This window comes from Bacillus sp. THAF10, from assembly GCF_009363695.1.
Taxonomy (GTDB): Bacteria; Bacillota; Bacilli; order Bacillales; family Bacillaceae_I; genus Sutcliffiella_A.
In genome coordinates this window covers 2,003,026-2,023,956 of record NZ_CP045403.1, presented here as the reverse complement: position 1 = coordinate 2,023,956, position 20,931 = coordinate 2,003,026, and the positions used below count along the sequence as shown (strand labels likewise).

The window sequence follows — 20,931 nt, the reverse complement described above, 5'->3', positions numbered from 1 at the left end:
CCTTTGAGCACATACAAAGAGCTTTTAAGATAGATATGTTATGATATACCCAACAGGAAAGAGAAGAGGTGCAACAATGAAAATAGAAATCTGGTCTGATTTTGTTTGTCCATTCTGCTATATTGGGAAACGCAGATTAGAAGCAGCGTTGGAAAAATTCCCTCACCGAGAAGAAGTGAAGATTGAATTTAAGAGTTTTGAACTTGATCCAACTGCCAAGGTGGACCCAGACTTTACAGTATACGAAATGTTAGCAAAAAAATATGGCATGCCAGTCGAAGAGGCGAAGAGAATGAGCGCAAACGTCGCCAAACAAGCAGCAGAGGTTGGTTTAACCTTCAACTTTGATACAGCCATTACAACAAACACGTTTGACGCTCACAGGCTTGCAAAGCTTGCAGAGAGCAAGGGAGTAGAAAAAGTGGTGACAGAAAGACTGATGCAGGCTTATTTTACCGATTCAGAACATATTGGAGACAGAGAGTATCTAAAAGAACTCGGTACAAGCATTGGTCTTGAAGAAGCGAAAATAGAGGAAGTTTTAGAAAGTGATGCCTATGAAAAAGAGGTTCGATTTGATCAACAAGAGGCAAGAGAAATAGGCGTACAAGGTGTACCATTCTTTGTCTTTAACAGTAAGTATGCCATTTCAGGAGCACAGCCAGGTGAGGTTTTCCTAGAGGCACTTGAAAAAGTTTGGGAAGAAGAAAACGGGAAACCAACGCTCCAAGCTTTTGAATCAAAAAAGAAAAGTGACACATCTTACTGTTCAGATGATTGTTGTGAATAGATAAAAGGAACTCCGGCCACTAAGGTGAGACCGGAGTTTTTATTTTGTTTAACATAATTAAGTTATGTTAACTTTTTTAGTTTTCGGACCTATATACTTCGATAAAGGCCGAAAAATCACATTTTCCTCCGCCTGCTCCAAGACATGCGCTGTCCAGCCTACCATTCTGCTGGCAGTAAAGGTAGGTGTAAACAAACTCGGCTGCATGGCTAGGGCCTTCATAATTGCTGCAGCATAATACTCTACATTTGTATGAAGGCTTTTACCTGGCTTTTCTCCCGCTAAAACCTTTAACACATATTGTTCTACTAGTATTGAAAAATCTAACCAATCGTTTTTTCCAAAAGAATCTGTTAAAAGCTTCTTTAAAGCTACTGCTCTTGGATCGCTTGTTTTATACACACGATGTCCAAATCCCATTAGCTTTTCGCCTGCTCTAACTTTTTCCCTTAAATGCATCTCTATATTTTCTACCTGTGAAAGCTCATCGAGAAGAGCTATCACTTCAGATGGCGCACCACCATGGAGAGGGCCTTTCATCGTACCAATAGCGGAGATTACAGCAGATACCATATCTGATTGAGTGGAGGTTGTTACTCTAGCAGAAAAAGTTGACGCATTCATCCCATGCTCCATAGTTAAATTCATGTACGTTTCTAGAACCCTAATAGATGCTTGTGGAATTCTTTCACCTGTTAACATATATAAATAATTTTCAACATGACCTAGATTTGCATCTGGTGCAATCATTGTTTGCCCTTTTAATTGTCTAAAGCGAGAGGCGATAATGGTAGGGGTAACAGCTGTGAGTCTAATCGCCTCCTCTATTGTTGGTTTGCTCGAGTATGTGTTATCACCCTCAGCAGATAACACGGTTCTAAGAACATTCATGAGCTCCATGTTTTTTGGAAGTGCTTTTAAAACATTTTCCATTACAGGCGAGAGACCTCGCTTTTCTTTAAAGGACCGCACGATTTTTTTCCTTTGTTCAGGTGACGGTAACTCTCCATGCCAGATTAAATATGCTATTTCCTCAAACGTATAGGCTGACGCAAGCTCACCAATTTCATAACCCCTATAAACAAGCCTCCCATTCGTTCCATCTACTTCTCCTATTTGCGTTTCTGAAACCACAACACCTTTTAACCCTTTTTGAATTTCCATTTGTATCCCTTCCTTTCTTTACGTAAATTGTATAAAATTTAATTAATTATGAAAATTAAATTATTTTAAACAAAATAATTAATAACTTTAATCAAAAGGAAATGAATGCATATGGACTTTAACTGGCTCCAAACATTTGTAGTGGCAGCAGAGCATAGCAACTTTCGAAAAACTGCAGAGCTTCTATTTTTATCTCAACCTACCGTGACTGTTCATATTAAACTTTTAGAAAAAACGGTTGGGGCAAAGCTATTTGAACGAGTGGGGAGAAAGGTCATTCTTACGGAAGAGGGGAGAAGGTTTCTTATTCATGCGAAGGATCTTTTAAAGGGGTATGAAGCAGGATTAAGAGACATTCAAACGATACAACAAGGCTTTCAATCATCTTTCATCATTGGAATTTCCCCTTCAATAGCAGATACTATTTTACCTTTTGTGCTAAAGCAATTTATCAAAAAGCACCCTACCATTGAAATAACTGTCAAAATTATTGAATCCACATTCATTGAGGAAGCACTTTTTGAGGAGACAGTTGATTTTGGTCTATCTTGTCTGGATGCTATAGCTTCTCCAATCATCTCTTATCCCGTTTCTTCTGATACGCTCGTACTCGTTGTACCTCATGATGGTTATGATTTAGAACGAGGTTCGCCAATGGATGAAGAATTAATTTTTAAGGAATATTCATTTCTCACTCATAATCATCCAGGTTACTGGGATGATCTTTGTCAGCAGATTAAAATAAAATACCCGAATACCAAAATGATGAAGGTTTCTCAAACACATATCACCAAACGATTTATTATCGAGGGCCTTGGTGCTTCCATTCTTCCTCGCTCGACCGTTAGACGCGAGCTTTTAGAAGGGAGTTTATTGGAAGTGAATGTACATTCTATCAGCTTACCAGAAATCGGTACCTACGCCTTAATGAAATACGAACACTCTATTCAAAAAGAATTTCTTACTTTTATATCAAAATATCATTTCTAAAGGAAATACCATCTATTTATCGAAGTATGTCTTATTATGAAAAAGGAGTGTATCTATGTCAGACAAATGGATAGAATGGATCAAACAGCTTCAAGCAATTGCTCAAGCAGGGCTAACTTATTCCAAAGATAAATACGATATGGAGAGGTTTGCGCAACTAAGGGAAATTAGCGTGGAAATGATGGAGGATAGAACGGGAGTACCAAAAGAAAAGCTTCGAACCATTTTTGCAAATGAAACTGGCTATCAGACCCCAAAAGTTGATGTAAGGGCTGTTGTCTTTAAAGATGGAAAGCTTTTATTAGTAAAAGAACAACAGGACGGGGCATGGGCATTACCTGGTGGATGGGGAGACATTGGTTACTCTCCCAAAGAGGTTGCGGTAAAAGAGGTCTATGAAGAGGCTGGCCTACATGTAGAACCTGGAAAACTTTTAGCTGTAATGGACAAAAAGTGTCATCCACACCCTACATCTCCCTACCATGTTTATAAAATGTTTATCCGTTGTGAAATAATTGGAGGGAAAGCGCAGGCAGGTATGGAAACCTTGAATGTAGATTTCTTTGGAAGAGATGAACTTCCAGAGTTGTCCATAGATCGAAATACATATACCCAATTACAGAAAATGTTTGCTTATTATGACAATCCCAATATGGAAGTGTATGCGGATTAATAGTTAGAGAGTGTCTATAAACAAAACATGGAGATGAACATCATCGTGAGGTGCCTTGACGCCTCTTTTGATGTTCATTATCTTTTTCCAGGATTAAATCTCCCCAACAACACAACCTTCAAACAATTCTATAAAAATCGTCATTTTCTCCGTACAAGCTTTATATAGTAATAGTAGTGGGACAAATATACCTATCTATTGCTCTCTACAAAAGGAAGGTAAGGAGGGATTGACTTTGCTTCATATTGTTGCCTGTATTAAACAAGTTCCGGACACCAAGGTAATAAAAATGAACCCCAAAACAAACACCATGGACCGGGCGAGTGCCCCAGCAATTTTAAATCCATATGACGCACATGCAGTAGAAGAAGCCGTGCGTTTAAAAAACAAATACGGCGGAACCGTGTCCGTCTTAACAATGGGACCACCACCAGCAGTGAAAGCCATCCGAAAATGCATAGAAATTGGTGCGGATGAGGGATATATGATTTCTGACCGAGCATTTGCAGGCGCTGACACCCTAGCTACCAGCTATGCACTAACAAAAGCCTTAGATAAAATTGGTGAGATAAAACCAATTGACCTTATCATTTGCGGCAAGATGACCATTGATGGAGATACAGGTCAAGTTGGGCCTGGAATTGCAAGACGTCTTGACATACCGCCACTTACCTCTGTAAACAAAGTAGTAGAAGTAAATAAGGACGAAGCGAACATGGTCGTTCACAGGAAGCTAGAGGATGGCTACGAGGTTATTCGTACCTCCTTACCATGCCTGCTAGCAGTAGAAAAAGAAATAAATGACGTTCCTTACTCCACTTTTCCTAATATGTTAAAGGCTGCCAGGTATCAGCCGCATATCTGGTCTGTGAACGATTTAGATGAAATTGACAGAAAACAGCTTGGCTTAAAAGGATCACCTACGATCGTTGCAAAAGTGTGGGCACCTCCTAAACCAGAAGGCGGAAAAATTTTAGAAGGTTCTCCCGAAGAACAAGTACAACAACTAATATCCGTATTACTTGAAAAGAAAGAGTTGTTTGCGGAAATGAGGGGATTAGAATGAACTTTGAAGAATACCACGGTGTCTGGGTTTTCATGGAAGAAAAGGAAGGGAAGATTGCTCCAGTGTCCCTTGAATTGCTAGGTGCGGGGCGAAAGTTAGCAGACAAAAGAGGCACGGAACTTGCTGGCGTTTTAATCGGGAGCGATATCACTCATCTTGCTAGCACCGTTTTCGAATACGGTGCGGATACCGTGTATGTGTATGACCAGCCAATATTTGAGCTTTACCGAACAGAGTCTTTCATGAAAGCCCTTCTTCATTGTAGTGAAAAATACAAACCAGAAATCATTCTTTACGGAGCAACATCTACAGGAAAGGACCTGGCTAGTGCCGTTGCAACGGACCTACCAACAGGTCTTACGGCAGATACCACAGAACTTGATGTGGAAGTGGATACCGGATTACTTCTAGCAAGCCGCCCGGCATTCGGTGGAAACATCATGGCGACGATTCTCTGTAAAAAATATCGACCTCAAATGGCGACTGTGAGGCCTAAAGTGATGAAGGCTCTCCAACAGGAAAAAGGTCGAACAGGTAAACTGGTTAAGGAAACAATAGCTATTAAAGAAGAAGATATGCGAACCAAAGTGCTGGAAATTGTCCGCCATACAACCAAGAAAATTAAAATAGATGAAGCCGATATTATCGTCGCTGGCGGAAAAGGGCTCGGCAGTGCACAAGGCTTTGACCTTATTCATACCCTGGCGAATACCCTTGGCGGAGTAGTTGGCGCAAGTCGGGATGTAGTGGAGGCGGGATGGGTGGAGCATCATCATCAGGTTGGACAAACCGGGGTTACTGTTACACCAAAAATCTATTTTGCAATAGGAATTTCAGGGGCCATTCAACATATTGTTGGGATGAAAAATTCCGGACTAATTATTGCCATCAACAAGGATCCAGAGGCTGCGATTTTCCAGTCCTGCCACTATGGGATCGTTGGAGATGCCTTTGAAATAGTTCCTGCATTGATTCAAGCTTTCAAGCAAGCTTTACATGGAGAGGAGGTTGAGGTGTAGATGCCAGAAAAGTTTGATTGTATCGTGGTTGGTGCCGGACCTGCCGGCATATCCTGTGCTTATGAACTTGCAAAGGGCGGAGCAAATGTATTATTGCTAGAAAGAGGAGAGTACCCTGGCAGTAAGAACGTGATGGGTGGGGTTCTGTACCGAAAAATGATGGAGGATATTATTCCAGATTTCCATAAGGAAGCACCACTTGAACGCCCAGTCGTGGAACAACGCTTTATGATGATGGACAAAGAGTCCGCTGTGACCTTTGGGTATAAGGGTCTGGAATGGGCACAGGAACCGTACAATAATTTTACCGTAATGCGGGCAAAATTTGATCAATGGTTTGCCAACAAAGCAGTAGAACAAGGGGCGCTTCTCGTTAATGAAACAGTAGTGTTAGAATGCATCGTAGAAAACGGGAAGGTAGTTGGCGTCCGCACTGACCGCCCTGATGGCGAGGTATATGCAGATGTAGTTGTGCTGGCGGATGGTGTCAATTCTTTACTCGGAAAATCACTTGGCTTTCATAAAGAATACCGTCCGGATGAGGTAGCACTTGCCACCATGGAAATCATCAAACTAGATGCCAAAACAATTGAAGAAAGATTCAATCTCGAAAAAAACCAAGGCTGCACGATTGAATTATTTGGTGATGCAACAAAAGGAATTCTAGGCACAGGTTTCTTATATACAAACAAAGATACACTAAGTATCGGAGTTGGAACACTTCTATCTGGGCTAATTGAGCATAAAATAAGACCATATGAGCTTTTAGAATATGTAAAAAATCATCCAATGGTCCGACCATACCTAGCAGGCGGAGAACCTGTGGAGTATTTGGCACACTTAATCCCAGAGGGTGGACTGAAATCTATGGGACGTATTGTGGCAGACGGGGTGGTAGTTGTTGGGGATGCGGCACAACTTGTCAATGCTATTCATCGCGAAGGCTCCAACCTTGCTATGACTTCAGGAAGACTTGCAGCCCAAACGATTCTTGAAGCAATGGCTATAGGTGATTTCTCTGAAAGCACCCTTGATCAGTACCGAGTAAACCTTATGAAGAGTTTTGTCGGACAGGATATGAAAAAGTACAAGGATTCCACCCATCATTTTAATAAGTTTCCGCAATATTTTGATCAGTACATTCCAATGGTTAACAAGGCTGCTAGTCAGATGTTTACAGTGGATGGAAAATCTAAATGGGAAAAACAGAAAAAGATATGGAAGGATCTTGGTTCTCCAAAAGAAAAACTTAAATTAGCTCGAGACGCTTACCGGGCATGGAAGGTGATGAAGTAATGAGTGAACAGAAAAAATATCAAACTATCGAAGAAAAACAATATCTTGTTCGTTTCAATGCTGACACCAAATCACACTTAACGGTAATGGATGAGGACATATGCTTAACAAAATGTCCAGATAAAATATGTACGATTTTCTGTCCAGCAGAAATTTATAAATGGGAAGAAATACGAATGCATGTTGGCTATGAGGGCTGTCATGAATGCGGTAGCTGTAGAATAGGCTGTCCTCATCAAAATATTAAATGGGAATATCCAAAGGGTGGGCACGGAATCGTGTTCAGACTAGCTTAGGAACCTATCGCAATCGCGGTGGGTTTTTTTATGGAGAGAGGAGGGGGTATGTATATCTTTTCACAAACATTTCCGAAAAGAAAAACACACACATTTTTCTTTTCCCGCAGGTACTACGGTGTTTATCATCCTGCTATTGTATAGAGTTGGCCTTCTTTTGCCATCTTTTCTACTTCTGTCGTAAAATCGATTGCTTCGTCTATTGATAGAAAGAATGACGATACATAAAGGGGGTGTTTAAAATCGAAACTTCCGCCAATTTCAGCTGGGAAAACTACCACCTGCCAGTGATAATAATCTTCTCCGAGGTTCATTTGTTTGCCTTCTAAGGCAATGAGCCAATGGCTAAATTGATCACAACAGTCCATTTCCGTCACTTTTTCCAAAAAAATCACATGGTCATTTTTACTAATGGGCACCAATGACTTAGGATAAAATTCTCCAAAATTTCGAGCCTCATTCATCTTCATCGCTCCTTTGTCCCTAGATTAAGTATTAGTTGTATTATTATATGAACGCCAAGCAAAAATATTTTGTATTTTTAGAAAATTAATGATGAAGAGTTTACTATAAAGAAAGGGATTTCAAAAACAAAAAACGAACTTATTATAATGATATGAAAAATAAAGGAGATGATTTGTCGTGAATCAAACAGAAGTTTTGTCTGAGATTCAAAAACTACAAGAAGATATTATGGAAAAAAAGCAACGATTGGCGGAGATGATGCGAAATGTTGCACCTAAGAAAGTGAAGAATTATGTTTTTAAGTCGTTTCGACAAGGTGACGTTTCGCTTTTGGACTTATTTGAAGAAAAAGATGAACTGATTGTTGTACATAATATGGGAAAAAGCTGCATGTATTGCACGACTTGGGCAGATGGCCTTAACGGACTATATCATCATATTAGAAGAAAAGCTGCTTTTGTCGTCTCGACTCCTGATTCCACAGAGGTACAAGAAAATGTTGCCGCAGAAAGAAGCTGGGTTTTCCCAATGGTATCAACAAAAGACACCACATTTAAAGAAGATACTGGCTTTGCTAAAGATAACTTGTACTATCCTGGAGTGTCCATTTTTTCAAAAGACAAAGAAGGCAATATTTATAAGCATGCGGATGCTCCTTTTGGACCTGGTGATGACTTTTGTGCCGTGTGGCCATTATTTGATATGCTGCCATCAGGCTATTCAAATTACAAACCGCACAAAAAAATCAATGACCGTTCTGCCTTTCAGTTAACAAACAACATCGCTGTTCAAGTAAGTGACTACGAGAAAGCGGTGGATTTCTATGAAAAGACATTCGGCATGCAAAAGATCAAGAATAAAGAAAATGAAACACAGTTCATCATCAATGGCGTAAATTTCTTTATTGAAGATAGTGCGTCGTCAAAAGGAAAGGTATTTTTTGAATTTGCAGTAGAGGACATAAAAGAAGCCATGCATGACCTAATGGAAAAGGGCTGCACGATGACAAAGGAGTATAACGAAAAGAGTGTGATGATGAAGGACCCGTATGGCCTTCACTTTCATCTCTTTGAAATGTAAACTAGTGAAATTCGCTTTTCTTTTTCGAAAGGCGAATTTTTTTGTTATACTAGCCTAAATGTAGAAAGCTAAGGAGAATTAGAACATCTATGAAATTAGTATCTTGGAATGTTAATGGATTACGAGCATGCGTGAAAAAAGGCTTTTTAGAATATTTTCATAGCGTGGATGCAGATATTTTTTGCGTTCAGGAGACAAAATTGCAGGAAGGCCAAATTGAGCTATCACTAGATGGGTATCATCAATATTGGAATTATGCTATGAAAAAGGGCTATTCAGGGACAGCAGTATTTACGAAAATAAAACCGCTTAACGTTACATATGGTTTAGATGAGGAGTCATCTGATGAGAGAGAACCGGAAGGAAGAATAGTATCCTTAGAGTTTGACTCATTCTTCTTAATCAATGTTTACACGCCAAATTCACAAAGGGATTTGGCTAGACTACCATTTCGACTGGATTGGGAAGACAGATTTTTTTCATATGTTAAGAAATTGGATGCCAAGAAGCCAGTCATCGTTTGTGGAGATCTGAATGTTGCACACCATGAAATAGATTTAAAAAACCCGAAATCCAATCGCGGTAATTCTGGTTTTACCGAGGAAGAAAGAGGGAAAATGACTAGAATGCTTCAGTTCGGTTTTACCGACAGCTTCCGCTATTTTTACAGTGATGCTAAGGATAAATTTACATGGTGGTCCTATATGAATAAGGTAAGGGAGCGGAACATAGGGTGGCGAATTGATTATTTTATTGTGTCAAATCGCATGCAAAATAGTTTAATCTCAGCAGATATTCATGGGCATGTAATGGGAAGTGATCACTGCCCTGTTATACTAGAGCTGAATAGAGAAAAGGTAGGGGAGTAACCTATGAAAATATTTTGGAACGATACTATTGTTGATAAAAATGACGTGAAGGTTGATTTTGAAGACAGAGGCTATCAATTTGGAGATGGCGTATATGAGGTTGTAAATATTTATGATGGTATTCCATTTACGTTTACCGAGCATTTAGAAAGACTTTACCGTAGCGCACATGAAGTCGGAATGAAAATACCCTTCACCCAAAAAGAACTAAAACAGCACCTAACCAATCTCATCCAAGCAAATGACATGAAAAAAGGCGGGCTATATTTACAGATTACTAGAGGGGTGGCACCTAGAACACATCACTATGATGAAACCTTAAAACCCATCCTTATTGCCTATCCATTGCCTTTTACAGATGTCCTGCCGACACAGAAAAGTGGGGTAAAGGCCATTACTGGCGAAGACTTGCGTTGGCTTCGTTGTGATATTAAGAGCTTAAACCTTCTCTATAATGTGATGATGAAACAAAAGGCATCCCAAGCAGGGGTAACTGAAACTATTTTAATCAGAGAAGATACAGTAACAGAAGGAACATTATCTAATATTTTCATCGTGAAAGCTAATGTGGTAAAAACGCATCCTGCAAACAACAAAATTTTAAATGGAATCACAAGGACGAAGCTACTACAAATTATGGATGAACATGGGTGGAAATATGAGACTACCCCTTTCTCTAGTGCAGAACTGCTTCAAGCAGATGAAGTGTTTTTAACCTCCACCACAAGTGAGGTTATGCCTATCATTCAAGTGGATGATACCGTATACCATAATGGTAAACCTGGACCGATTACGTTAAAATTGCAACAAGCTTTTCGAGAAGCTGTAAAAATAGAGGTACAAACGACAGAAAAAGCTTAGAGGATGCTCTAAGCTTTTTGCATTTTACTTTTTATTTGCGATGGCGGAAATCCCATATGCTTTTTGAACATTCGATTAAAATAAGATTGATCACAGTACCCTAAATACTCTGATACTTCTTTTATTGACATATTCGTTGCTTTGATCAAATGTGAAGCTGAATTTATTCGCAGCTGATGAAGATATTGGATAGGAGTAATATCTAACACTTCCTTAAATATGACCGTTACATAATTAGGTGTGACATCAACTATATCAGCTAATTCCTCTATGGTAATGTTTCTTCGATAGTTCGCTAAAACAAACTCCTGAAGCTCTCTAACAGTCGATTCTTTTACAGGAGATGTCTGCCATTCTGCTTTTTCTTGCGAAATTAAAAGAAGAAGCTCTGAAAGGATATTTTCAGAGATTTCTTGAAATAGGATTCTCCCACCTAGCCACTGTTCATATAAAAAAGCAAGTCGTTGTTCATAATATCCTGATTTTCTTGGCTTATAGAAAAATAGTTCTTCATCAGAAAACGGTTGTTCCATTTTTTCAAAAACAACCGCATATTTTTTGTGAGAAACATGTTCATCATTAGACCACTCTCGCTCAAAGCTTGCAGGGATATATAGCAAATCTCCCTTTTCGAGTCGCACTATCTCACTTCCGATTTTATAGTTTACTACTCCTTCTGTTACAAAAACGAGGGTGTCTAATCCCTTCGCTTTTTCTACGCTCCAAGAAGGGGCGATATCGTAAAAAACGCCATGAATCGCACACAAGAGCCCCACTCCCATTTACTGGTTTATAAAAGAAATAAATCGATAAATCATCCAAATAGTATCGTTTTGTCTATTTTCTTTTTATTCGTTATTATATATGATTAACTATAGTTTTTGAAATATTTTTTACTAGGTTTATTTTAATAAAATGTACAATTTCTAAAAGAGGAAGGAGAACCGTCCATGCCTACTAACCATTATGAAACACTCCCTACAAAAATAAAAACGTTTTTCGACCGTCAATACTTTGACGCTTATGCTCTGTATGAAGCTTCCAGAAACCCAAGAACAGGGTTGTATGCAGATGGATATATGACACTAGGGGAAAACCCAGATTATCGGAGCTCTATCGCTGCAACAGGTGTGGGATTGATTAGTTTAGCCATCGCTGATGAAGAGGGGTGGGATGAACAAGCTTCAGAAAAAGCCCTCATCACATTAAAAGGTGTGTCAGGTGAAATAGAAGGGTGTCATGTAGCAAAGGATGAGGAGACTGGATTTTTCGCTCACTTCGTTGACATGGAATCTGGCGAGAATCTACACTCTGAATACTCTACGATTGATACTACTTTATTAATTACAGGTGCATTGTTTGCTGGCAAGCAATTCCAAGATAAAGAACCACGCATTTTAGAAATGGCGGAAAAGCTTCTTTATTCTATTGATTGGAGTATTGTGGTTGCAGATAAGGATAAGGGTGTTATCAACATGATTTCAAAGGATGGAAAAGGAATTGCCCCTCTTCCAGCATTTAATGAATATGTGATGGTGTCGTATTTAGCACTACTTGGGAAACCTGAAGACCAATCTATCCAAGACCTGTGGCATAACAATTTCGCAGAAGACAAGATCGATCAATTGTCTCAGGAGGATTTTAGAGGCCTCGCAGTTCTAAATGATCATCCGGGAGCATTCCTGTCTTCCTTTGTCCATCAATTTCCTTATTATTTGGTCCCAGAATATGCCGATAGCAAAACATATCATCACTATTTCAACAATGCGTGTTTAGCTGACAGATTAAAGTGGAAAGAGCTAGACGATGTACCATCTTATATTTGGGGTTATGGGGCAGGTCCCAATGACGGATTAGTGGATATGTATCATGCTGATAAAATAAACAATGCACCGCATAACATTGCTTCTTCTTATATTATTGGAGGTTATCTTCCTGTGTATCCAGCAGGGATTTATGATTTGTATGCACAATATTCCATACACATTCCGTATGATGTATATGAAAACCCTCAAGATAAAGAAGATGAGCAAAAGTTTAGAGCAGCTTATAAATATGGACTTCATCGTTTATCCTGGTGGCATTTAGAGCAACCTAATCGCTGGTATCCAACTAAAGTAACGCTCATTGACTGGAGTAGTATGTTATATGGATTAGCAGCTTTCAAACATGGCATGTCATTTTTCAGCAATCGTTTACCTCGAGTAGAAACAGTTATTACTAAGTAATATTATGTAACAGCAGCAGTATTTACTGTTGCTGTTTTTTCGTCCACTAGACAAAAGAAGCGGGACATGATATTTTTGGTAACACAGGATATACATAGAGGGGGTATTGTAATGAACGCATTTTTACACACAATGGAAAAATACGCAGACCTCGCTGTAAAGGTAGGGGTAAATATTCAAGAAGGTCAAACATTAATTGTAAACGCTGACATAGCGACTGCACCATTCGTTAGATTAGTGACAAAAAAGGCCTATGAAGCAGGAGCAAAGCTTGTCCAAATTGAGTGGACAGATGAAGAAGTCACAAGGATCCGCTATGATTACGCACCAGATCAATCATTTGGTTATTTTCCTGCATGGAAAGCGGAAATGCTAGAGAAAGCATACTCTGAAGGTGCTGCCATGCTTGCTATCACCTCGGTGAATCCAGACCTTTTAAAAGGAGTCGACGCGGAGAAGATTGCTTCCTTGCAAAAAGCTGCTGGTGAGGCTACCAAAGGGTACCGGAAAATGGTCATGGCCGATAAAATCAGTTGGTCGATAATTGCCGTACCATCCAAAGGCTGGTCGGAAAAAGTATTTCCAGATCTTCCTGAAAAAGAACAAGAAGAAAAGCTTTGGGAAGCCATTTTCCATGCTACTAGAGCTAATCTTGATGACCCAGTGCAAGCATGGATCAATCATAAAACTAAATTAAATGAAAAAGTAGAGTTTCTAAACGAAAAGAAATTCAAAGCACTTCACTACCGAGCTGAAGGCACCGATTTAACCATTGAGCTTCCTGAAAAACATTTGTGGATTGGACCAGAAAGCATCAATGAGGATGGAGTATCCTTTATCGCAAATATGCCAACAGAAGAAGTCTTTACCACTCCTTTGAAAACTGGCGTCAATGGAACGGTGAGAAGCTCTAAGCCTCTAAACTATGGTGGTAATCTAATTGAAGACTTTGCACTTACATTTGAAAACGGCCGCATTGTTTCCTACGAAGCAGCAGAAGGTAATGAAACGCTTGCAAAATTAATAGAAACAGATGAAGGGTCGCATTACTTAGGAGAAGTAGCATTAGTTCCACATGACTCACCAATTTCCAATACCAATCTAATTTTTTATAATACCTTATTTGATGAAAATGCTTCCCATCATTTAGCAATTGGGAACGCCTACTCCTTTGCTCTAGAGGGTGGCAAGAAGATGTCTGATGAAGAACTAGAAGCTTGTGGAGCAAATTCTAGCATTACTCACGTAGATTTTATGATTGGTACTAGTGATATGGATATTGATGGGATTACGAGCACTGGTGAAAAAATACCCTTGTTTAAAAAGGGGAACTGGGCATAGAACCAATGTTTTAGTCCCCTATGTCACTACTGCCTATACGAAGGACATGTATCACGCATAGATTGTATTGTAATCTATGTTAGGGAGGTTTTCTCATGTCTGGTGGTAATTATGGTGGAGGCTTTGCGCTCATAGTGGTTCTCTTTATTATCTTAATAATTGCGGGTGCAGGTTTTGTAAAATAATAATGATAAGCAGGGAAGAAGAGGCTGGAGTTGATATCCAGCCTTTTTCTATTAAGCTCTTTTCTAAAAAGTTGTTTCTTTTTCAAAGATATTGGTGAACTAAAGAGCCACGAAAAGAAAACGGCAGTAACTGTCAATTAGTGGAGCTGATCTTAAAAAAGCGATGATGGTTGCGAAGACAGCCTAGTATAAGCAAAAAATTATATTTCCGTAATGTTTCGTGTTACGATATTTTTTACAAATAATAACGTTGGGTTGGGGATAGATATGAAGGATTCAATGATAAAGTTTTTGGACGAGCAACAACAGAGTTTCTATGATATCAGTACATACATTGGGGAAAATCCAGAATTGGGCCATGAAGAATTTAAATCATCTAAAATCTTGGCAGAAAATCTAGCACAACATGGGTTTCAAGTAGAGACGGGAGTTTGTGGCTTAGAAACTGCTTTTGAAGCAACTTACGATAGCGGAGTACCAGGCCCAATAATTGGATTTATGTGTGAATATGATGCATTACCTGAAATCGGTCATGCTTGCGGACATAATTTAATAGGTACGATGGGGATAGCCGCAGGAATCGCAACTAGTAAGGTGCTAAAAGAAACTGGAGGCAAGGTTATTGTCTTTGGAACTCCAGCAGAAGAAACAAAGGGTGGAAAAGTGACCATGGCAGAACAAGGCTTGTTTGACCAACTTGATGCAGCCATGATGGTTCATCCCCTTCATTCGTATGTAAAGAGTGGAACTTCCCTTGCAATGGATGCCATACAGTTTGAATTCTTCGGTAGACCTGCCCATGCTGCTGCAAGTCCTGAACAAGGAATAAATGCACTTGATGCTGTCATTCAAACCTTCAATGGAATCAATGCCATTAGACAGCATGTAACATCTGATACAAGAATTCATGGTATTATTCCTGAAGGTGGGAAAGCTGCAAATGTCGTCCCAGAGTATGCCGTTGCACAGTTTTATGTTCGTGCAAAGACTAGAGGCTATGTAAATGACCTGGTGAAAAAGGTCGTTGCCATTGCAGAAGGTGCCGCCATGATGACTGGCGCGAGAATGGAAATGTCTCATTATGAGCTTTCTTATGACAATATGGTCACAAACGAAGGACTATCAGATGTTTTTACTCAACAATTGGAAGCGCTTGGAGTAGATTCATCAGAAATTATGGATAATAGAGATGGCTCAGGATCCTTAGATATGGGAAATGTTAGTCTCGTTTGTCCAGCCATTCATCCTTATATAAAAATTTGTAATGAATTGTATAGCTGCCATACGACAGAATTTCGAGATGCTGCGTTGAGCGAACAGGGGAAAGAAGCCATGATGCTTGGGGCAAAAGCTATGGCGCTTACTGCATACGAATTACTAACAAACCCAGACGTTTTAGAAAAAATAAAGAATGAATTTGCAAAATCAAAAAAGTAACCCAAAAAGAAGGGAGTTTTACCATTGCAAAATAACAATATTCCCTTATCTGTATTAGATTTGGCTCCCATAACAGAAGGAAGTGATGCAAGCTCGGCCTTTACAAACAGCGTGGAGCTTGCTCAGCATACGGAAAACCTCGGATTCACAAGGTATTGGTTAGCAGAACATCATAATATGCAGGGAATTGCAAGCTCAGCAACTGCTGTTATCATCGGTCACATAGCAGGAGCTACCAAAACAATTCGCGTAGGATCAGGTGGGATTATGCTTCCTAACCATGCTCCACTTGTAATTGCAGAACAGTTTGGCACACTTGAATCTCTTTATCCAGGGCGAATTGATTTAGGGCTTGGACGAGCACCAGGCAGTGATCAGCTAACTGCCGCTGCGCTGCGACGTGAGCGAAAAAGTGGAGGAGAGGATTTTCCAAACCAATTGGCAGAATTAATGGCCTATTTTAAACCAGACACCACAGCCAAAGTCCGTGCAGTACCAGGCGAAGGACTCCATATTCCTATCTGGCTTCTTGGGTCTAGTGGCTTTAGTGCAAAATTGTCCGCAGAGCTTGGACTTCCTTTCGCTTTTGCCAGTCATTTTTCACCAGACTATACATTACCAGCATTAGAATATTATAAAACAAACTTCAAACCTTCTAAATCACTTTCTAAGCCTTATGCCGTGATTGGGGTTAATGTTATCGCAGCTCAAACCGATGAAGAAGCAGAATATCTTGCCACCTCTATCAAGATACAGTTTCTTAATTTAATTCGAGGAAAACCTGGTAAATTACAGGCACCGGTGGAAAACATGGATTCTTTATGGAGTCCCTATGAAAAGCAGATAGTCGATCAACAATTAAAATATACAGTCATTGGCAGCCAAGAGACGGTGAAGCAAAAATTATCCGCAATTCTAGAAGAAACTGAAGCAGATGAAATCATTGTGAATACCCACGTTTTTGATCAAAAAGCTAGACTCCAGTCCTACAGTATTTTGGCAGACACGTGGTTTTAATTCCCGTCCCAACTATGGGATGGGTTTTTTTATTCATAAATCTCTTGTCTAAAAGATTGTTGCTATTCACTAGAAAAATTCGGCATTAGGACTTTTTCCAGTGATGCAACCAATAAAATTGCCATTTTTCAATGAATAGAACACGGCAGCAACGCTCATTGCTTGCATCATATCTATACGCAGTAGCCACAAAGTTTGCGAAACAACCATTAATAAAGGGGAACCACTAACCTTTGCAAATCATCTGATTGATAGAAGCATTTTCCTTTTCCACCTCTGGAAATTCATGTATGCTTAAATTAACAATGATTTAGGGATGGGGGTCCTTTATGAAAAGACTATTATTTATCTTTACTGCTCTAGCAATTCTATCAGGCTGTCAAAAAGAACCTGTTAATCCTTACGATGTCCTAAACAAATACATAACATCATGGACGGAAAAAGATTATGAAAAGATGCATCAAGAATTTTTGCAACCTTCTGATAAAGAACAAGTGTCACTAAAACTTTTTAAAGAGAAGCATCTTGAGGTTTATGATTTCTTTCAAATGGAGAACTTAACAATCGAAATACTAGATAAAGAAATATTATGGGAGGAAAAAGAATCGGTGACGATTCCAGCTAAAATTTCCTATGATACTTTTGCAAGAAAAGTAGACTATGAGGTTGAATTTGTCCTAGCAAAAACAATAGATGAGGAAGAAAATGAACACTGGCATCTCGATTGGGATCCTACCTTTATTTTTCCCGATTATGCACTAACAGATACATTTAAAGTCGCCTATTCACCTGCCCCTAGAGGGGAGATATTTGATAAAGAAGGCCGGTTGCTTGCAGGGGATGAAGAACTAATCCTACTTGGAATTATTCCGGGAAAGTTTGACGCAGAAACAGACCTCACACGACTTGCCGAACATATTAATCTGACAGAAGAGGATATCACCAAGCTATATACAGTAAGCTGGGCTCAACCAGATCAATTAATGGTTATTAAAAAATTTCGAGAAGAGCAAAGAGAGCATGTTCTCGAAATTATCGACTTTGAAAAAGGAATTTGGAATAACAGAGAAGTACAACGGGTATACCCATATGCTGAAGCTACAGCTCATTTAGTTGGTTATATCGATGAGGTTACGGCACAAGACTTGGAAGAAAATGATGAGTATGAAGCTGGTGACAGGGTAGGAAAAGCAGGAATGGAGGCCCTTTATGAAGAACAACTAAAAGGAACAGAAGGAATGCTTGTGACTCAAGTGAAAGAGGACGGAACGGAAAAAACAGTTGCCAGAACAGAGCCTGTCAGGGGAGAGGACATTACGCTCACGATAGATGCCGAGATTCAAGCTAAGTTATATGAGACGATTAAAGATGAAACAGGCCAGGCCACGGTGTATGAACCAAGCACTGGAAAAGTACTAAGTCTTGTAAGTGTCCCTGCATATGATCCCAATAGTGTCACAATAGGTCCACGTAATAATGCAACACTGAATACTTTCCGTTATACCTATTCTCCAGGATCTACAATGAAACTCTTAACAGCCATTATAGGACTAGAAAGCGGAAAGCTAGATCCAAATCATCAATATGATATACCAAAGAAACAATGGAATATCGGAGGCAGCAACGTTACAAGAGTGTATGAAGATGATAAAAAGGTTGATTTGCGAAGTGGGTTGAACAATTCAGATAATATCTATTTTGCAATGGCAGGGGTGGAAATTGGTGCAGAAACTTTTGAAGAGGGTTTGAGAAAACTCGGGGTTGGGGAAGAACTTCCTTTTGCATATCCAATAGAAAGCAATTCACAAATCTCTAACTCAGGCAAATTTAACAGTAATGTCATGTTGGCACATACCGCATATGGACAAGGTGAATTTTTGATAAGTCTTGTTCATCTGGCAAGTATTTATGGGGGTATAGTGAATGACGGGACCATGATGAAGCCGTTATTATTGAAAGAAGAGGAGTCAAGCGTATGGAAGGAAATCGCTTCATCCGATACAGCAGCTTTACTTAAAGGACTTTTACGGCAAACGGTTACAGAAGGAAAGTCGAGCGTTGCTAATCTACCTGGCAGAGAAATTGCAGGTAAAACCGGAACGGCTGAAATAGATAAAACAAAAGGTATGGAAAACGGCCTTTGGATTTCTTACGATCAAAAGAATCCAACACTCTTAACCGCCATGCTAATAGAGGATGTGCTTGAAAAAGGCGGAAGCAAACACACAATAGAGCTGACAAACAAATTTTATGGTGCACTATCAAATTAACTCAGGTGGGTGTTAAGGATGAATCAGTCACAAAATCCGCTAATATTAAGCAATTATGAGATTGTAAAAAAGGTGATTAATGATTGGGATCCCATGGACCTTCTTGCATTAGGCGGTGCTGAGGATGAATATTCCCTCGAAATCAAGAAGATTTATAAAGCCTTACGATATTGTGATGAATTGGAGAATTTAGCGGTACAAATAAAAAAGGTCATGGATGCTTCCTATTCCACTGACCTTGCTCCTATTGTGTGTTTGCAAGTGGCAGATATCATTTGGGAAGAATTACGGTAACTATCTACAACAAGCCTATTTTTCGAGTAGGGGTTGGGTTTTGGAATAGATACCATTACTAATAAAGCAGGGATAATTCACATAGGAATTATCCCTGCTTTATGTGTTGGTATAACAATGTTTTCAATCAATTATGTGGCAATTAACACTGCAAACAGCATTTCCATTAGCAAGCGTAAATTATTTATTGCACAGCAAAAAATGAGGTGCTATATAGGGGGTTACATGACTTGTCAAATCGCAAGTGTTCCTGCCAACTTATGTGATATAATTGAAAATAATGGATATTTCATTAAGGGCCGGATTGTAGAACTAGCAACACATAATATTTGTTTTTAAGGAGGGAGTCATTAATGCCATATTTTGAAAGGGTTAAATGGTTGTCAAAAATTTTATTTGGTATAAGTGGTATGTTTATTTTTCTTATCATCATCAGCTAAATGAACCACCCATACGAAGATAATAACGCTAATTTATATCGATTGGTGTTCATAATTTTTTCAATATTCAGCCTAATGCTTGCTATTATACTAAAATATATTATTAAGGATGCTAAGGAGTATATTGATAGGGCTATAAATTTTAGAAGCAAAAAAAATCATTCAAACTAATGAAAATTTTCACTAGAATTGCCGTTAATTGGGAGCAATTGCAGCAAAGCGGGTCGCTTCTTACTTAAGAATGGGGCAGGATTTTGGAAGAAAAACATATTATAAATGAGGTGATTTATAATGCAAATGCCAGTACATATTGTGGCTGCGGGGGGCTTTGTTGAAAATGGTAAAGGTGAAATATTATTAGTTAAAACCCGTAGAGATGGTCACTGGGTATTTCCAGGAGGTCAAGTGGAGGTAGGTGAAAATTTAATAGATGGGGTAATAAGAGAAGTTAAAGAAGAAAGCGGGATTGATGTTAAAGTATCTCATTTGGTAGGGGTTTTCTCTAATACGGGCACATATGAAGGACATAGCGGGGTAAAGATAGTACCTACAAAAGTGATGTTTGATTTTGTATGTGAACCTATAGGTGGGGAATTGACAACATCTGATGAAACAGCAGAAAGTCGCTGGGTTAGTAAAGAGCAAGTCCTTAATATGGTCTCAGCTCCTGCACTGCGTACACGCTATCAATCATATTTAGACTTTAACGGAAGTGTCCATTATATGGACTATAAAACTAAGCCAGAGTTTGAATTGAAATTTAAGAGAAATATATAAGAAAATTGAGCTAAATGATTACATTATTTATACTCCAGTATGCAACAAACTGGAGCGTTTGTTGCAAAACGGCTCACTCCTTACATAAGTATTGGAAGGTTGTTTAAAATAGGCGGGAGGGGAAATAGGTGAAAATAAACTCATATCTTATTCAATTAGCAGTTACTATAATAGCTATTTTTGGAGGAACTTTTACTATTCGTTATTTCAGAACTGGTGAACTTCTATTAGACCAAATTATTGGTGCTTCAGTTGGTGTAATACTCCTAATTACATCATGGATATGGAGAAAAATGAACAGATAGAGATACTAAACAAACTGGAGCAAGTATCTATATTTGCTTCTTAATTGGTTTAGGGATAGGTTTATTCT

General features: G+C 39.0%; 21 protein-coding genes and 1 pseudogene. 19 read left to right on the top strand and 3 right to left on the bottom strand.

Annotated features, from left to right (window positions below; genetic code table 11):
* Positions 1-76 precede the first annotated feature (76 nt).
* Positions 77-790 carry a DsbA family oxidoreductase gene (locus tag FIU87_RS10550; RefSeq protein ID WP_152444559.1) on the top strand — a complete coding sequence of 238 codons (714 nt, stop codon included), beginning with the start codon at positions 77-79 and terminating at the stop codon, positions 788-790.
* Between the two features lie 57 nt (positions 791-847).
* Here the strand turns inward: FIU87_RS10550 and FIU87_RS10545 are convergent, their stop codons facing one another.
* Complete coding sequence (locus FIU87_RS10545; protein ID WP_152444558.1) at positions 848-1,954, bottom strand: citrate synthase/methylcitrate synthase; 1,107 nt, start codon at positions 1,952-1,954, stop codon at positions 848-850.
* Positions 1,955-2,065: 111 nt separating this feature from the next.
* Between FIU87_RS10545 and FIU87_RS10540 the strand changes: the two genes are divergently transcribed.
* From FIU87_RS10540 to FIU87_RS10515, 6 genes are all read left to right on the top strand, one after another.
* Complete coding sequence (locus FIU87_RS10540; RefSeq protein ID WP_152446506.1) at positions 2,066-2,944, top strand: LysR family transcriptional regulator; 879 nt, start codon at positions 2,066-2,068, stop codon at positions 2,942-2,944.
* A 55-nt stretch (positions 2,945-2,999) separates the two neighbouring features.
* Positions 3,000-3,617: an NUDIX hydrolase gene (locus FIU87_RS10535; RefSeq protein WP_152444557.1), complete on the top strand. Its 618-nt coding sequence runs from the start codon at positions 3,000-3,002 to the stop codon at positions 3,615-3,617.
* Between the two features lie 235 nt (positions 3,618-3,852).
* A complete protein-coding gene (locus FIU87_RS10530; protein WP_152444556.1) occupies positions 3,853-4,683 on the top strand; it encodes an electron transfer flavoprotein subunit beta/FixA family protein in 831 nt (276 codons plus the stop codon).
* Positions 4,680-5,702, top strand: coding sequence for an electron transfer flavoprotein subunit alpha/FixB family protein (locus FIU87_RS10525; protein WP_152444555.1), 1,023 nt, complete (start codon positions 4,680-4,682; stop codon positions 5,700-5,702). Before FIU87_RS10530 ends, FIU87_RS10525 begins: the two co-directional genes overlap by 4 nt.
* On the top strand, positions 5,703-6,998 hold the full coding sequence (locus FIU87_RS10520) for an FAD-dependent oxidoreductase (protein WP_152444554.1): 1,296 nt from the start codon (positions 5,703-5,705) through the stop codon (positions 6,996-6,998).
* Positions 6,980-7,294, top strand: a complete 315-nt coding sequence (locus FIU87_RS10515) for a ferredoxin family protein (RefSeq protein WP_152444553.1) — start codon at positions 6,980-6,982, stop codon at positions 7,292-7,294. The genes FIU87_RS10520 and FIU87_RS10515 overlap by 19 nt, the downstream gene beginning before the upstream one ends.
* Positions 7,295-7,419: 125 nt before the next feature.
* On the opposite strand, the gene FIU87_RS10510 is transcribed toward FIU87_RS10515, so the two are convergent.
* Positions 7,420-7,758 carry a hypothetical protein gene (locus FIU87_RS10510; RefSeq protein ID WP_152444552.1) on the bottom strand — a complete coding sequence of 113 codons (339 nt, stop codon included), beginning with the start codon at positions 7,756-7,758 and terminating at the stop codon, positions 7,420-7,422.
* Positions 7,759-7,936: 178 nt separating this feature from the next.
* On the opposite strand from FIU87_RS10510, the gene FIU87_RS10505 reads away from it, so the two are divergent.
* The 3 genes from FIU87_RS10505 (at position 7,937) to dat (ending at position 10,569) form a co-directional block, all read left to right on the top strand.
* Complete coding sequence (locus FIU87_RS10505; RefSeq protein ID WP_152444551.1) at positions 7,937-8,839, top strand: DUF899 family protein; 903 nt, start codon at positions 7,937-7,939, stop codon at positions 8,837-8,839.
* An 89-nt stretch (positions 8,840-8,928) separates the two neighbouring features.
* Positions 8,929-9,708, top strand: a complete 780-nt coding sequence (locus tag FIU87_RS10500) for an exodeoxyribonuclease III (RefSeq protein ID WP_152444550.1) — start codon at positions 8,929-8,931, stop codon at positions 9,706-9,708.
* Positions 9,709-9,711: 3 nt separating this feature from the next.
* A complete protein-coding gene (gene dat / locus FIU87_RS10495) occupies positions 9,712-10,569 on the top strand; it encodes a D-amino-acid transaminase (RefSeq protein ID WP_152444549.1) in 858 nt (285 codons plus the stop codon).
* A gap of 8 nt (positions 10,570-10,577) precedes the next feature.
* On the opposite strand, the gene FIU87_RS10490 is transcribed toward dat, so the two are convergent.
* Positions 10,578-11,351 (bottom strand): AraC family transcriptional regulator, encoded by a 774-nt coding sequence (locus tag FIU87_RS10490; RefSeq protein ID WP_152444548.1) that lies wholly within the window; start codon positions 11,349-11,351, stop codon positions 10,578-10,580.
* Positions 11,352-11,519: 168 nt separating this feature from the next.
* Between FIU87_RS10490 and FIU87_RS10485 the strand changes: the two genes are divergently transcribed.
* From FIU87_RS10485 to FIU87_RS21035, 9 genes and pseudogenes are all read left to right on the top strand, one after another.
* Positions 11,520-12,797 carry a hypothetical protein gene (locus FIU87_RS10485; protein WP_152444547.1) on the top strand — a complete coding sequence of 426 codons (1,278 nt, stop codon included), beginning with the start codon at positions 11,520-11,522 and terminating at the stop codon, positions 12,795-12,797.
* 111 nt (positions 12,798-12,908) lie between these two features.
* Positions 12,909-14,138 carry an aminopeptidase gene (locus tag FIU87_RS10480; RefSeq protein ID WP_152444546.1) on the top strand — a complete coding sequence of 410 codons (1,230 nt, stop codon included), beginning with the start codon at positions 12,909-12,911 and terminating at the stop codon, positions 14,136-14,138.
* Between the two features lie 101 nt (positions 14,139-14,239).
* A pseudogene (locus tag FIU87_RS10475) lies at positions 14,240-14,323 on the top strand (YjcZ family sporulation protein); the annotation flags it as partial.
* Positions 14,324-14,590: 267 nt separating this feature from the next.
* Entirely contained in the window at positions 14,591-15,760 is a 1,170-nt protein-coding gene (locus tag FIU87_RS10470) for a M20 family metallopeptidase (protein ID WP_152444544.1), read from the top strand.
* 24 nt (positions 15,761-15,784) lie between these two features.
* Positions 15,785-16,777: an LLM class flavin-dependent oxidoreductase gene (locus FIU87_RS10465; RefSeq protein WP_152444543.1), complete on the top strand. Its 993-nt coding sequence runs from the start codon at positions 15,785-15,787 to the stop codon at positions 16,775-16,777.
* Between the two features lie 329 nt (positions 16,778-17,106).
* Complete coding sequence (locus FIU87_RS10460) at positions 17,107-19,047, top strand: penicillin-binding transpeptidase domain-containing protein (RefSeq protein WP_152444542.1); 1,941 nt, start codon at positions 17,107-17,109, stop codon at positions 19,045-19,047.
* An 18-nt stretch (positions 19,048-19,065) separates the two neighbouring features.
* Complete coding sequence (locus FIU87_RS10455) at positions 19,066-19,341, top strand: DUF1871 family protein (RefSeq protein ID WP_152444541.1); 276 nt, start codon at positions 19,066-19,068, stop codon at positions 19,339-19,341.
* A gap of 731 nt (positions 19,342-20,072) precedes the next feature.
* Positions 20,073-20,558 carry an NUDIX hydrolase gene (locus FIU87_RS10450; RefSeq protein ID WP_152444540.1) on the top strand — a complete coding sequence of 162 codons (486 nt, stop codon included), beginning with the start codon at positions 20,073-20,075 and terminating at the stop codon, positions 20,556-20,558.
* Positions 20,559-20,686: 128 nt separating this feature from the next.
* On the top strand, positions 20,687-20,863 hold the full coding sequence (locus FIU87_RS21035; RefSeq protein WP_172971027.1) for a hypothetical protein: 177 nt from the start codon (positions 20,687-20,689) through the stop codon (positions 20,861-20,863).
* The last annotated feature ends 68 nt before the right edge of the window (positions 20,864-20,931 follow it).